This window comes from Achromobacter veterisilvae (genome assembly GCF_900496975.1).
Lineage (GTDB): Bacteria > Pseudomonadota > Gammaproteobacteria > Burkholderiales > Burkholderiaceae_B > Achromobacter > Achromobacter veterisilvae.
In genome coordinates, this window is sequence record NZ_UFQC01000013.1 from 171,703 (window position 1) to 185,241 (window position 13,539).

The window sequence follows — 13,539 nt, forward strand, 5'->3', positions numbered from 1 at the left end:
CATGGCATATACCGAAGCGCAACTGGCCGCCATGGTGCGCGGCGACAGCGTGCATCGCGGCGTCTATACCGATCCCGCCATCTTCGATCTGGAGATGCAGCGGATCTACGGCCGCGCCTGGGTCTACGTGGGCCATGAAAGCCAGGTGCCCAGGACCGGCGACTACCACACCACCCGGCTGGGCGACCAGGACGTGCTGATGGTGCGCGCCGCCGACGGCCGCGTGCACGTGCTGTACAACCGCTGCCCCCACAAGGGCGCGAAGGTGGTGGCCGACGGCGAGGGCTGCGCCGGCAAGTTCTTCCGCTGCCCCTACCATGCCTGGACGTTCAAGCTGGACGGCAGCCATCTGGGCGTGCCGCTCAAGCAGGGTCTGGAAGGCACCTCCTACGACCCCGCCGATCCGTCGTTCTCGATGCGGCGGTTGCCGCGCGTGGAAAGCTACCGCGGCTTCGTGTTCGCCAGCCAGTCGGCGCAAGGGCAGGGGCTGGAGGAATTCCTGGGCGGCGTGCGCTCGTCCATCGACAATCTCTGCGACCGCTCGCCGGTGGGCGAGGTGGAAGTGGCGGGCGGCGTCTTTCGCGTCATGCAGCGGTCGAACTGGAAGGTCTTCTACGAGAACCTGCACGACACCATGCACGCCCGCGTCACGCACGAATCGTCGTACGCGGCGGCCCGCGACGAGGCCAGGGAACTCGGCGAGATGCCGCTGGAACTCCACATCATGGACGGCAACGGCGAACCCTACGAGTTCTGGGAAAAACTGGAGCTGCGCGCCTACGCCAACGGCCACGGCTACATGGAGGGCATCTTCAATCCGGGCGCGGCCGAGCGCGATCCGGTGTCGCGCGCGCACTTCGAAACGCTGGCCGCCGCCTATGGCGAAACGCGCGCCCGCGAGATCCTGGGCATGAACCGGCACAACACCGTCATCTACGGCAGCGGCTCGCCCCACACCGTGTTCCAGCAGTTCCGCGTGATCCGTCCCATCGCGGTGGACCGGACGATGATCGAGATCCAGACGTTCCGCTGCAAGGGCGCGCCGGACGGCGTGTTCAAGCGGGCCATGCTGTATGCCAACGTCATCAATTCGCCCTCGTCCAACGTCATGCCGGACGACATCGAACTCTACAACCGCTGCCAGGAAGGCAACGCCACGCGCGGCGGCGACTGGGTCAGCATGCACCGCTACCACGGCAGCGACCGCAGCGACGCCGACGGCATGGTGTCCCTGAACGGCACCAGCGAACTGCCGATGCGCAACCAGTTCCACGCCTGGAAGACCTATATGGAAGCCGGCGCCGCCCCGACGGGCGTGGCCGCCGCCACCGGAGACCGCGCATGCTGCTAGATCTCGATTTCGACGTCTCGACCGGCGGCCTGTCGCCCGCCGAGGTGCCGGCCGACGCCTATCACCGCATCGCGCAGTTCCTGTACCGCGAGGCCCGCCTGCTGGATGAACGGCGCTATGCCGACTGGCAGGCGCTGTGGACGGCCGACGGCATGTACTGGATGCCGCGCGCGCCCGGCCAGCAGAGCCCCTACGACCATATCTCGCTGTTCTGGGAGGACCGCATGCTGCGCGACGTGCGCATCCGGCGCCTGGAGCATCCGCGCAACTGGTCGCAGCAGCCGCCCACGCGCAGCGCGCGGCTGGTGGGCGGCGTGCAGGTCGAGGGCGTGGACGCCGGCGGCAACCTGGTGGTGCATTCCGTCTTCCAGATGACGGAATGGCGCAAGCGCCAGCCGCGCCAACTGGCCGGCCGCTATACCCACAAGCTGGCCGCCGAGGGCGAGGGCTGGCGCATCCGCATGAAACGGGTGGACCTGGTCAATTGCGACGACGTGCACGACGTGTTCGAGGGGTTCGTGTGACGGCGCCGGATGCCGCGGTGCTGGCGCTGCACTATCAGAACGACGTGCTGCATCCCGACGGCAAGATCCGAGTCGGGCTGGACGCGGACGGGACGGCGCGGAAGCGCCTGCTGGAGCGCGCCTCCGCGCTGCTGACGGGGGCGCGGGCCGCAGGGCTGCCCATCGTGCACGTGCGCATCGCCTTCCGTCCGGACTACGCCGACCTGCTGGCCAATTGCGACATCTTCCGCAACGTGGCCTCGATCGGCGCGGTGGCCGAGGGGCAGTGGGGCAGCGCCTTCTACGAGGGCTTGCAGCCGCTGTCCGGCAGCAAGCGCGAATTCGTGGTGAAGCACACGCGCATCAGCGCCTTCTATGGCACGCCGCTGGAAGAAACCCTGCGGGTGCTGGGCGCGCGCCGGCTGGTGGTGGCCGGGGTCGCCACGCATTCGGTGGTCGAGGGCACGGTGCGCCATGCCGCCGATATCGGTTTCGACGTGATGGTGGCGCAGGATGCCTGCGCTTCGGCGGACCCGGCGGTGCACGAGGCCTCGCTGGCCAGCATGCGCCTGATCGCGCGGACCGGCCCGGTGGCGCAGGCGCTGCGCTGGGCGGCGGCGCCCGATTGAACAAGGACGGCTCATGGATTTCTCAGGTTTTCCGGGCGTGGCGGGCAAGACGGCCATCGTGACCGGCAGCACCCAGGGGCTGGGCGCGGACATCGCGCGCGGGCTGGCGGCGGCCGGCGCCAACGTGGTGCTGGTCGGGCGCAACGCCGAAGCGGGGCGGGCGCTGGAACGGGACTTGCAGGGCCGGGCCCTGTATTGCGAGACGGACATCGGGCAGGACAGCCAGATACAACGCTGCATCGACGCCGCCCTGGCGCGTTTCGGGCGGCTGGACATCCTGGTCAACAACGCCTGCCAGTACGCCGACCGCGGGCTGGCCTCGTCCCGCGAGGAATGGCACCGCACGCTGGACACCAACCTGGTGTCGGCGGCCATCTTCACGCAGTTGGCGGCGCCGTTGCTGCCGCGCGGCGGGGTGGTGGTGAACCTGGGCAGCACCGGGGGCAAGTTCGGCGCGGCCGGGCGGGCGCTGTATCCGGCGTCCAAGGCGGCGCTCTTGCAGATCACCAAGAACTTCGCGGTGGAACTGGCACCGGCGGGCTTGCGGGTGCTGGCGGTGTCGCCCGCGTGGACCTGGTCGCCGTCGGTCGAGCAATTGTCGGGCGGGTCGCGCGAGGTCGCGGACGCCGTGGGGGCGCATTTCCATCCGCTGGGGCGGGTCGGCTCGGGCGAAGAGATCGCCGCCGCGGTGTGTTTCGCCTGTTCCGACGCGGCGTCGTGGATGACGGGCGTGGACATTCCGGTGGACGGCGGCTTTTCGATCCTGGGGCCCGACCGCGGCGTTTCGCCGCGGGCCTGGTTCAAGGAACTGGCGCCGTAGCGCCGGCGGCGGCGTCAGCGGATGACGATCTGCCCGTCGTCCAGGCAGGCCTTGCCGCCGATCTGGTCTTCCAGGAATTCCTGCATCTTGTTGCCGAGCTGAATCGTCACGCCGCTGCAAAAGCGTTTGGAGGCCGCGATGGTGGCGGTCTGCAGGGGCTGGAGTTCGCGCGTCAACTGGGCTTCTTCCGCGTCCAGTTCCAGCAGTTCGTGGCTGAACTTGGCGTAGGTATTGCGCGCGCGTTCGGCCACGTCGCCGGGGGCGCGCTGCGGGTTGGCCTGCAGGAAGGCCAGCAGCTTTTCCAGCTTGGCCTTTTCCTCGTTCATCGTCTGGCGCTTGCGCGTCAGCGCCGAACGCTTGATGTCGGCGTGCGGGTCCAGGCCGGCCTGCACCAGCGTCGGGATGCCGGACGCGGCGCCGATGGTGCCGGCGCGCACTGCCTGGAGGGCGCGGACCTGTCCGCCGGCGATGGCGCTTTGCTGCGTATTGGGCGGGCCGACATTGATGCTGCCGCCGGCGGCGATGTTGCATTGGCGGATCTCGCGTTCCACCTCCACGTCCTTGCCGGCGCTGACGATCGCGTTGGCGATGAACCTGGCGCGCAGCGCCCCGCCACAGACGACGCGGGCGGTGCGCGCGGCGGCGGCGGCATCCTGCAGCGCTTCGGCCGTGCCGATGATGCCGCCCTTGACCGTGACGCTGCCGCCGGCTTCCACCAGCGCGGCCTCCATCGTGCCGTTGACGACCACGTCGCCGGTCACGCGGACTTCCATGGTGGCGCTGATGTCGCCGCGCACCTGCAGCGATCCTTCGAAATTGATGTTGCCGGTGGACAGGTTGACGGCGTCCACCTCCACCATGGGGTTCACCTGCACGCCATGGCTGACCAGGGTGGGCGTGCCCGCGATGGCGGCGCGCAGCAGCAGCGGGTCTTCGGGATCGATCTCCACGCCCGCCAGTTCCTTGGCGAACGGCGTATCGGGCAGTTCCTCGGGCAGGACGGGCGTGCCCAGCACGTCGGCGCCGTCCACGCCGGGCAGCGGCGGCACGCGGCGCATCAGCGGCGTGCCGGGCGATACCAGGAGCAGGTTGCCGAGGTCGCGGTAGTCCACCTGGGCCAGTTCGTCGATGTCCTCGCCGCGCGGTTTCAGGCGGTCCAGCAGGCTTTCGAAGCGGGTGGGGGTGCCGCGGGTGGGCGGCGTGCCCTGGGCGACCAGCACGGTGTCACGGCTGCCCTTTTCGACGGCCTCGGCCAGCTCGCGTTCCAGCACGCCGTGGACGATGCCCTGGTCGGCCAGCGTCTGGCGCACGTCCGCCAGCGCGACGGGCCTGCCGCCCTTGGGCGGATGCAGCGTCAGCAGGGCCGACATGCGGTCGGCGCCCAGCTCCACTTCGAAGCTGCCGTCGACGACCATGCCGACCGGCCCCGAGACGGTTTCCAGCGCGTTGCGGCATTGCCCGATGAAGGCCAGGACGGCCTGGCTGTCCAGCGCATCGGCGTTCCAGCCCTGGGCGACCGCGGCGGCGGCCAGCGTGTCCCAGGTGGGCAGGTCGGGATTGAAGGGGGGCGCTTCGGCGGCCGGGTCGGCGGGCGCGGTGCCGGCGTTATCGCCATCGACGGCCGCATCGTCGCCTGCCACCGGGCCGGGAAGGGCGGGCTCGGCCGGCTCGACCGTTGGGTCGGGCTGAGGCGGCGGCGTGTAGCTTGCCGTCAGGACCCGGGTACTGGCATCCAGCGTTAGCTGGAGCTTGTTTGTTGTGTCCATCTCAGCCTCTCCCGCTTGGCGCTGACGGCCAAGTTCATTATTTGGTAATGATGCGAAATATTAGGTCATATTCTAGCGCAAGCTATCCGGGCTACTGGAAAGTAGGTGGGTAAATCCCCGCCGCAAGCCCTAATCCCGTCCCTGCTTTCCCCTGCGGACACGGCTTCGGCGCAGGACTAGGACGTCGGCAGGAGCGACAAACCGGCGTCCGCGCAGCAGGATAAGACCTCGCCAACGCGTCCTCGGACGCCGCCGGAGCCCCGCCCATGCCCCGCCATGCCCCTTCCATCTTCCCGGCCCTGCGCGCCTTCCTGGCGCGCGCCGGGGGCATGGCGGCGCTGGCGGCCGTCGTGGGGGGGGCTCTGGCGCTGGCGCCCGCCCGTCAGGCCCTCGCGGATGAGATCTACCGTTACAAGGACCCCTTCGGCGTCTGGCGGGCCATCAAGGTGCCGACGGGCCACGCCAAGTACTACAAGCGGGCGCAGACCCGGGCTGCCTGGCGCACCGGCGGCGTGAAAGTCTGCCTGGCCTGCGACCCCAAGTCCGGCGACGGCGCGCGCCTGGCCGCCCTGGGGCCCACGCCGCGCGCCCTGCGCTGGGGCGAGGCCAAGGCGCCCACCGCGCACGATGGGCTGATCGCGCGGGCCGCCCAGGATTCGGGAGTGGACCAGGCTTTGCTGACGGCGGTCATCGCCATCGAGTCGGGATTCCGCAGCGACGCGCGTTCGCCCAAGGGCGCGCTGGGACTGATGCAGTTGATGCCGGCGACGGCGGCCCCGCTGCTGGCCGTGGACGACGTGGAGACCGCGCTGGTGGACCCGGCCACGAACGTGAAGGCGGGATCGCGCCACCTGCGCCGGCTGCTGGACCAGTATCCGGGCCGGCTGGACCTGGCGCTGGCGGCCTACAACGCGGGCGAAGGCGCGGTGCGCAAGTACGACGCCGTGCCGCCCTACGCCGAAACTCAGGCCTATGTCCGGGACGTCACCGCCCTGTACGAGCGCTACAAGGCCCCTTGATTAGCTTCCTTCCGAGGGGAGCGGCCGCGGGCCGGCTCCCCGGGGCGCCGGTCACATCGACGCGAAGACCTTTTCCGCGATGTCCAGCGTGGACTTGATCACGGCGTCATCGTGCGTGGCCGAGACGAAGCCCGCCTCGAACGCCGACGGCGCGAAGTGCACGCCGTGGTCCAGCATGGCGTGGAAGAACCGGTTGAACGCCGCCGTATCGCAGGCCGAAACTTCGGCGAACGAGGCAGGCACCTTGTCGCTGAAATAGAGGCCGAACATGCCGCCCACGGCGTCGGCGGAAAAGGCCAGGCCGGCGGCGCGCGCGCGTTCCTGCAGGCCCTGGGCCAGCTTGGCGGTCTGGGCCGACAGCCGGTCGTAGAAGCCGGGCGCCGCGATCAGGCGCAGCGTGGCCAGGCCCGCGGCCACGGCCACCGGATTGCCCGACAGCGTGCCGGCCTGGTAGACGCCGCCCAGCGGGGCGATGTGCTTCATGATTTCGGCGCTGCCGCCGAAGGCGCCCACCGGCATGCCGCCGCCGATCACCTTGGCCAGCGTGGTGAGGTCGGGCTTGACGCCCGTCAGGCCCTGCACGCCTTGCGGACCCACGCGGAAGCCGGTCATCACTTCGTCGAAGATCAGCAGCGCGCCATGCTGCGTGCAGACCTCGCGCAGGCCTTCCAGGAAGCCCGGGGCCGGCTTGATCAGGTTCATGTTGCCGGCGACCGGCTCGACGATGATGCAGGCGATGTCGGCGCCATGCTGCGCGAAGGCTTCGCGCACCGCGTCCAGGTTGTTGTATTCCAGGGTCAGCGTGTGCGACACGAATTCCGGCGGCACCCCGGCCGAACTGGGGTTGCCGAAGGTCAGCAGGCCGGAGCCGGCCTTGACCAGCAGGCTGTCCGAATGGCCGTGGTAGCAGCCTTCGAATTTCACGATCTTGGCGCGGCCGGTGGCGCCGCGCGCCAGGCGGATGGCCGTCATGGTGGCTTCCGTGCCCGAACTGACCAGGCGCACCTGTTCCAGCGAGGGCAGGCGCGAGATCAGGACTTCGGCCAGTTCGATTTCCGCTTCGGTGGGGGCGCCGAACGACAGGCCGTTGACGGCCGCTTCCTGCACGGCGCGCACCACCTCGGGGTGCGAGTGGCCCAGGATCGCGGGGCCCCACGAGCCCACGTAATCGATGTACTGCTTGTCTTCCGCGTCCCACACGTAAGGACCTTGCGCGCGCTTGATGAAGCGCGGGGTGCCGCCCACTGAGCGGAAGGCGCGCACGGGCGAATTGACGCCGCCGGGGATGCTGCGGCAGGCGCGTTCGAAAAGCTGGGCGTTACTGGACATGGCGTTCAAGGCTTGCGGTTGGGGTTGGCGGAATAGGGCGCCGAGCAGGCCGCCGCGGCGGCCCGGATGCTGGGCGCTTCGAAGAGTCCGGTGATGACGGCGATGGCGTCGGCGCCGGCCTGCGCCACCAGCGGGGCGTTGTCGGGCGTGATGCCGCCGATGGCGACGACCGCGGGGCGCGGGGCGTCGCGGTCGTCCGTCAGGCGGCGGGCCTCGGTCAGGACCGAGAGCGGCGCGCGGACGGTGTCCGGCTTGACCGTCGAGGCGAACATGGCGCCGAAGGCGATGTAGTCCGCGCCAGCGTCGAGCAATTCCCGCGCGCGGGCGAGGTCGTCGTAGCTGGAGCCGCCCAGGATCAGGTCGGGGCCGGCCTCGGCGCGGATGCGCGCCAGGCTGTCGTCGTCGCGGCCCACGTGCGCGCCGTCGGCGCCCACTTCCAGCGCCAGGCGCCAGTCGTCGTTGATCAGGAAGACCACGCCCAGTTCGCGGCACAGCGGCGCCAGCGCGCGCGCCTGTTCGGCGCGCACCGCGCCGGGCACGTTCTTGCGGCGCAACTGCAGCGACCGCATGCCGCCTTCGGCGGCCTTGCGGACGGCCAGCAGCAGGCGTTCGGTGTCGTCCCATTCGGGGGTGACGCCGTACAGGCCGGCGGGGAAGCGCAGCGCTTTCATTGCGGTTGGATCCGGTTGGGGATGCGCCGGCCCATGCCCGGCAGGAAGCTGGCGGCGATCGAGGCGTCGGCGTGCGCCAGGCCCTGGCGCACGGCTTCGGGCATTTCCAGGCCGCGGGCCAGCATGGCGGCGATGGCGGTGGCGGCCACGCCGCCGGCGTCGCCGTTGCGGTCCGGAGGGGCCTGCCACGGCAGGCTGCTGGTCTGGCCATTGGGCCCCAGCAGCATGTTGGCGTAGTGGCCGGGCCGCTGGGGGCTGCCCAGCACGAGGACCCATTCCGCGCCCGCCGCCACCAGGGCATGCATGGGCGAGGGGGCGTCCCCGATATCTATGTCGCCGTCGGCGTGCCACTGCGCCAGGCGCAGGTGTTCGATGACCAGCAGGTCCGTCTGCGGCAACACCAGTTCGAGGGTGGCGGCCAGCAGGTCGTCGGCCTCGTCCTCGTCGGCGGCGTTGTCCGGCGGCTGGGCGCGCTGGCCCAGGTGCAGGACCAGCGGGACCTGGCTGTAGTCGGCGGCGACCTGCGCGGCGACGCTGGCCGTTTCCGCGGTGTATAGTCCGCCCACCTTGATGGCCTGCACCGACATGTCTTCGAGCAGGCAGCGCGCCTGGTCGTCCAGAAGGTCGGGCGAGACGGGGTGGATTTCTTCGATGCCGGCGGTATCCCGCACGGTCAGCGCGGTCACGGCCGCCAGGCCGTGGCAGCCCAGGCGGGCGCAGGTGACGGCGTCGGCCGGCAAGCCGTCGGAGCCCGAGGGATCGAGCGGACCGAAGACCAAAACGAGAGGGGGAGTTACGGGGGCCACTTGGACAGCGCTTGAGTGAGGGTGCCCGGACTCATTTGCGACGAATCAGGGGAACCCCTATTGGGTTTCGGTAAGATTGTCCCCATTCTAATGGAAGCCCTTCACCTTTGCCCTGCCGCCGGGGCGCGGGCCTGGATTTGATGTAAGAGAGAACTATGCGTACTTGGATGTGTTTGATTTGCGGCTGGGTCTACGATGAAGAAGCCGGCCTGCCCGACGAAGGTATTGCGCCCGGCACCCGCTGGGAAGACGTGCCGCCGAATTGGGTCTGTCCCGAATGCGGCGCGCGCAAAGAGGACTTCGAATTGATGGAAATCTGAAGCGGCGACGCCGACATATTCCGCCAAGGCTCGTAAGATGGGATCAAGCCCCATCCCTCGCAACCGTAGGACGGCCTGCCGCCAGGCATGAGGGCCGCGTTCGCGCGGCCCGTTCCACGGTTCTCTCAGACTACCCACGAAGGGGTTGCCATGACGGAAAAACACCACGACGACTCTACGACGCAGGCGGCCAATTTCGCCAATCAGTTCCTGATCGCCATGCCGGGCATGGTGGAAGGCAGCCTGGCGGGCTCGGTCATCTATGTCTGCGAACACACCGAGCGTGGCGCGCTGGGCCTGGTCATCAACCGGCCCACCGATCTTACGCTGGGCACCTTGTTCGAGCGCATCGACCTGACGCTCGAGATCGGCCCCGTGAAGGACACCCTGGTTTTCTTCGGCGGCCCGGTGCAGACCGACCGTGGCTTCGTGCTGCACGCGCCCGCCGGCGACTACAGCTCCAGCATCAAGCTCGGCGGCATGGCGCTGACCACCTCGCGCGACGTGCTGCAGGCCGTCGCCGAGGGCAACGGGCCCGCCCGCATGCTGGTCACGCTGGGCTATGCCGGCTGGGGCGCGGGCCAGCTCGAAAGCGAGATGGCCCAGAACGCCTGGCTCAGCGTGGGCGCCGACGACAGCATCATCTTCGACGTGCCGCCCGAGGACCGCTACCCCGCCGCGCTGAAGCTGCTGGGCATCGATCCGGTCATGCTGGCGGGCGACGCGGGCCATGCCTGAAGAAACCCTGCTTGCCTTCGATTTCGGCGAAAAAAAGATCGGCATCGCCATCGGCAATACGCTGACGCGCCAGGCGCGTCCGCTGGAAATCATCTTCAGCGAGGTCCGCGAGGCGCGTTTCGGCCGCATCGCGGCGCTGCTGCAGGAATGGCAGCCGGGCCGCGTCGTCGTGGGGCTGGCGCTGGACGCGGACGGCGGCGAACAACCGGCCACCGCGCGTTGCCGCCGCTTCGCCAATCAATTGCACGGCCGGTTCGGCGTTGCCGTCGAACTGGTGGACGAACGCGGTTCCAGCATGGAGGCGCAGCGCCTGCTGGGGACGCATGCCGCCGACGACGCGATGGCGGCGGCTGTTATCCTGCAACGATATCTGGATACCCTGCCGGCGGCCTGACGCTTGCAGCCCGGCTTGCCTATGCTCAATCCGCAACTCGATCGCCGCGGCGAACTGATACACCTGCTGACTACGGAAGGCTTGCCCCGGCGCCACGTCGAGCGGCTGCTGGACGCCGCGCGCGGCCTTGCGGCCGGCGACGCGCCGGCCGGACCCGCCTCCGGGCCGCCGGTATTCCTGTGCCTGCCGGAAGACGCCGCCCGGGACCGGGACGCCTACGCCGCCGCCGCGGCGCGGTTGTCGCTGCGGCCCGTGGCGCTGGACGCGCGGGCCGGCGACGCGCTCGCCGGCACCGTGGCCGGCCTGGAACCTGGCTTGCTGGTGCTGCGCCATCCCGCCAGCGGCGCGGCGCATTGCGCGGCGGCCCACGCGGCGCCGGGCCTGCGTATCGTCAACGCGGGCGACGGCGGCCATGCGGATCCCCTGCCGGCGCTGGCGCTGGTGCAGGCGATGCTGGAAGCCAGGCAGGACCTGACCAACCTGGCGGTGGCGCTGGTGGGCGACGTCCGCCATTCGCGCGTGGCGCGCTCGGCGATCCATGCCATGACCACGCTGGGCGTTCCGGAAGTGCGCGCGGCGGGGCCGCGCACCTTGCTGCCCGACAGCCTGGCGCAACTGGGTGTGCGCGCCTGCGCCACGCTTGCGGAAGCGCTGCAGGACGCCGACGTCATCATCGTCCTGCCCCTGGGCGTGGAGCGGATCAGCGGCGCGCTGCTGCCTTCGGCCCGCGAGTACGCGCAAACCCACGGCCTGACGCCCGGCGTCCTGGCCGGCGCGCGGTCCGATGCGCTGCTGTTGCCCGCGGGCGAACCGACGCCCGGCGTCGAGGTCGACGGCGACATCGCGGCCAGCCTGGCGCCCGCGCAGGCGCGCCTGGCCGACCTCGAACGGCACTTGCGCGAAGCCGCGCTGAGCGTGCTGGCGGGAGGCGCGCCATGAGGCTGCATATCGCCGACGGCCGGCTGATCGATCCCGCGAACGGCGTGGACGGACGGCACGACCTGTATATCGCCGACGGCCGCGTGGCGGCGGTGGGCCGTGAGCCCGATGGCTTCCAGGCCGACCTTCGGCTGGACGCCTCGGGGCTGGCGGTGCTGCCGGGCCTGATCGACCTGTCCGCGCGCGTGACGCAGCCCGGCGCGGCGGCCTTCGCGCCCGCCGAACTGCGCGCGGCCCTGGCCGGCGGCGTGACCTGCCTGGTGCTGCCGCCGGACGCCGCGGCGCCTCTGGACGAGCCGGGCAAGGTGGACGCGCTGATGCGCCACGCGGCGCCGGGGCAATGCCGGGTCCGTCCGCTGGGCGCGATGACGGTGGGGCTGGCGGGCGAAACGCTGGCCGAAATGGACCTGCTGGCCCGCGCGGGCTGCCTGGCCTATGCGCAAGGCGACATGGGCATTGCCGACACGCGGGTGCTGTGGGGCGCGATGCGTTACGCCAGCGGCCTGGGGCACGCCTTGTGGCTGCGGCCGCAGGACCCGTGGCTCGCCCGGGGCGCTGCGGCCGCCAGCGGCGCCTATGCCGAACGCCTGGGCCTGGAAGGGCTGCCGCCGCAGGCGGAAACCGTGGCCTTGCAGACCATCTTCGAATTGCAGCGCGCCACCGGCGCCCGGGTGCACCTGGCGAGGCTGTCCACGGCGGCGGGGCTGGAGCTGTTGCGCGCCGCAAGGCGCGAAGGCCTGCCGGTGACCGCCGACGTGTCCGCCAACAGCCTGCACCTGACCGACGTCGATATCGGCTTCTTCGATACGAATTTCCACCTGCGTCCGCCGCTGCGCGGCCAGCGCGACCGCGACGCCATCCAGGCGGCGCTGGCCGACGGCCTGGTCGACGCGCTGTGTTCCGATCACACCCCGGTCGAGGCGCGCGCAAAGGCCGCGCCGTTCCCGCTGTCCGAACCCGGCGCCACCGGGCTGGAGTTGCTGCTGTCCCTGGCCTTGAAGTGGGCGCGCGACAGCCGCCGGCCCGTGGCCGAGGCCCTGGCGCGGGTCACTTCCGGCCCCGCCGCCGTGCTGGACAGGATCGCTCCGCAGGCCGCGCCCGCCGGCCAACTGGGCGTGGGCGCGCCGGCGGACCTGTGCCTGGCCGACCTGGACGCCGAATGGCTGGTGACGCCCGGCGCCCTGCAAAGCCACGGCGGCCACACGCCGTTCGCGGGTATGATGCTGCCCGGCCGAGTACGCGCCACCGTCGTGGGTGGCAGCCTGGCCTGGGAGACTCCGGTTTGAAGCTGCTGCGCTTTGTTCTAAGGTTGTTCCTCGTGGTGCCCTGGATCCTTTTCGGCCTGCTGTGCGTGGGCCTGGTGTATCCGCTGCTCGGGACTCGCTCGCGCGCCTGGCTGAACCGCTGGTGGTCGCGCTGCCTGATGATGTTCTGTGGGCTGCGGGTCGTCCTGAAAGGCGACCCGCGCCTGACGGGGCCGGTCCTGATGGTGGCCAACCATGTCTCGTGGATCGACATCTTCGTGCTGAATTCGGCGCGCGCCACCGCCTTTGTCGCCAAGAGCGAAATCCGCAGTTGGCCCGTCATCGGCTGGCTGGTGGCCGGCGCCGGCACGCTGTTCATCGAACGCGGCCAGCGCCACGCCGTGCACGCGATGGGCGAAGCCATGCAGGCCCGCTTCAAGCAGGGCGACGCGGTGGGGCTGTTTCCCGAAGGCACGACCACCGAGGGCTTCGAACTGCTTCCCTTCCACGCCAGCCTGTTCGAACCGGCCCGCGCCGCCGCCGTGGAAATCCAGCCGGTGGCCCTGCGCTTCCTCCAGCACGGCCAACGCAGCGGCTATGCCGCCTTCGTGGGCGAGGAATCGCTGGTGGCCAACCTCTGGCGGGTGCTGGGCGTGACCGGGCTGGCCGTGGAAGTGGTGTTCCTGGCCCCCCTGGCGGCCCACCACCCCGACGGCACCTTGCCCACGCGCCTGGAACTCTCGCACCAGGCCCGCGACGCGATCCTGAGCGTGCTGTAGGCAGGTGTCTGACACCAGGCATAAGCCTCCGCAGGTGTCGGACACCCTTACGGCAAGGCGCCGCAGGCTTGAAGCAAAGCATCGGGGTGTCCGACACCAATCGGGGCGGCAATCTCTTCCCCATGGGTGTCAGACACCCGGCAACACCTCGTCAATCCGTGCCGTCATCTCGTACGGGTGTCTGACACCTGGCATAAGCCTCCGCAGGTGTCGGACACCCTTACGGCAAGG

General features: G+C 70.3%; 15 protein-coding genes. 11 read left to right on the top strand and 4 right to left on the bottom strand.

What is annotated here, in order from left to right; translation table 11 throughout:
* The first annotated feature begins 1 nt into the window (after nt 1).
* From AVE30378_RS14595 to AVE30378_RS14610, 4 genes are read left to right on the top strand one after another with little or no spacing between them, the layout of a single operon-like run.
* Complete coding sequence (locus tag AVE30378_RS14595; protein WP_129241591.1) at nt 2–1,351, top strand: aromatic ring-hydroxylating dioxygenase subunit alpha; 1,350 nt, start codon at nt 2–4, stop codon at nt 1,349–1,351.
* Entirely contained in the window at nt 1,342–1,875 is a 534-nt protein-coding gene (locus AVE30378_RS14600) for an aromatic-ring-hydroxylating dioxygenase subunit beta (RefSeq protein ID WP_129241592.1), read from the top strand. Before AVE30378_RS14595 ends, AVE30378_RS14600 begins: the two co-directional genes overlap by 10 nt.
* The gene (locus tag AVE30378_RS14605) at nt 1,872–2,483 is read left to right on the top strand and encodes a cysteine hydrolase family protein (RefSeq protein WP_129241593.1); all 612 of its coding nucleotides are present in this window, start codon (nt 1,872–1,874) and stop codon (nt 2,481–2,483) included. Before AVE30378_RS14600 ends, AVE30378_RS14605 begins: the two co-directional genes overlap by 4 nt.
* A 13-nt stretch (nt 2,484–2,496) precedes the next feature.
* The gene (locus tag AVE30378_RS14610; protein ID WP_129241594.1) at nt 2,497–3,303 is read left to right on the top strand and encodes an SDR family oxidoreductase; all 807 of its coding nucleotides are present in this window, start codon (nt 2,497–2,499) and stop codon (nt 3,301–3,303) included.
* A gap of 14 nt (nt 3,304–3,317) precedes the next feature.
* Here AVE30378_RS14610 and AVE30378_RS14615 read toward each other — a convergent pair whose 3' ends face one another.
* Nucleotides 3,318–5,069 (bottom strand): DUF342 domain-containing protein, encoded by a 1,752-nt coding sequence (locus tag AVE30378_RS14615; protein ID WP_129241595.1) that lies wholly within the window; start codon nt 5,067–5,069, stop codon nt 3,318–3,320.
* 266 nt (nt 5,070–5,335) lie between these two features.
* Here AVE30378_RS14615 and AVE30378_RS14620 point away from each other — a divergent pair, with 266 nt between their 5' ends.
* Complete coding sequence (locus AVE30378_RS14620; RefSeq protein WP_129241596.1) at nt 5,336–6,088, top strand: lytic transglycosylase domain-containing protein; 753 nt, start codon at nt 5,336–5,338, stop codon at nt 6,086–6,088.
* A gap of 51 nt (nt 6,089–6,139) precedes the next feature.
* Here the strand turns inward: AVE30378_RS14620 and hemL are convergent, their stop codons facing one another.
* Genes hemL through AVE30378_RS14635 form a run of 3 tightly spaced genes read right to left on the bottom strand, consistent with a single transcriptional unit; the run spans nt 6,140 to nt 8,894 of the window.
* Nucleotides 6,140–7,417, bottom strand: coding sequence for a glutamate-1-semialdehyde 2,1-aminomutase (hemL, locus tag AVE30378_RS14625; protein WP_129241597.1), 1,278 nt, complete (start codon nt 7,415–7,417; stop codon nt 6,140–6,142).
* 5 nt (nt 7,418–7,422) lie between these two features.
* Nucleotides 7,423–8,088, bottom strand: coding sequence for a thiamine phosphate synthase (gene thiE, locus AVE30378_RS14630; protein WP_129241598.1), 666 nt, complete (start codon nt 8,086–8,088; stop codon nt 7,423–7,425).
* A complete protein-coding gene (locus AVE30378_RS14635) occupies nt 8,085–8,894 on the bottom strand; it encodes a hydroxymethylpyrimidine/phosphomethylpyrimidine kinase (protein WP_129241599.1) in 810 nt (269 codons plus the stop codon). Before AVE30378_RS14635 ends, thiE begins: the two co-directional genes overlap by 4 nt.
* A gap of 155 nt (nt 8,895–9,049) precedes the next feature.
* Between AVE30378_RS14635 and AVE30378_RS14640 the strand changes: the two genes are divergently transcribed.
* The 6 genes from AVE30378_RS14640 (at nt 9,050) to AVE30378_RS14665 (ending at nt 13,308) form a co-directional block, all read left to right on the top strand.
* Nucleotides 9,050–9,214: a rubredoxin gene (locus AVE30378_RS14640; RefSeq protein ID WP_003814980.1), complete on the top strand. Its 165-nt coding sequence runs from the start codon at nt 9,050–9,052 to the stop codon at nt 9,212–9,214.
* Nucleotides 9,215–9,364: 150 nt separating this feature from the next.
* Entirely contained in the window at nt 9,365–9,952 is a 588-nt protein-coding gene (locus AVE30378_RS14645; RefSeq protein WP_129241600.1) for a YqgE/AlgH family protein, read from the top strand.
* Entirely contained in the window at nt 9,945–10,346 is a 402-nt protein-coding gene (gene ruvX, locus AVE30378_RS14650; RefSeq protein WP_129241601.1) for a Holliday junction resolvase RuvX, read from the top strand. Before AVE30378_RS14645 ends, ruvX begins: the two co-directional genes overlap by 8 nt.
* A 21-nt stretch (nt 10,347–10,367) precedes the next feature.
* Nucleotides 10,368–11,285, top strand: coding sequence for an aspartate carbamoyltransferase (locus AVE30378_RS14655; protein WP_129241602.1), 918 nt, complete (start codon nt 10,368–10,370; stop codon nt 11,283–11,285).
* Entirely contained in the window at nt 11,282–12,571 is a 1,290-nt protein-coding gene (locus AVE30378_RS14660; RefSeq protein WP_129241603.1) for a dihydroorotase, read from the top strand. The genes AVE30378_RS14655 and AVE30378_RS14660 overlap by 4 nt, the downstream gene beginning before the upstream one ends.
* On the top strand, nt 12,568–13,308 hold the full coding sequence (locus AVE30378_RS14665) for a lysophospholipid acyltransferase family protein (RefSeq protein ID WP_129241604.1): 741 nt from the start codon (nt 12,568–12,570) through the stop codon (nt 13,306–13,308). The genes AVE30378_RS14660 and AVE30378_RS14665 overlap by 4 nt, the downstream gene beginning before the upstream one ends.
* Nucleotides 13,309–13,539 lie beyond the last annotated feature (231 nt).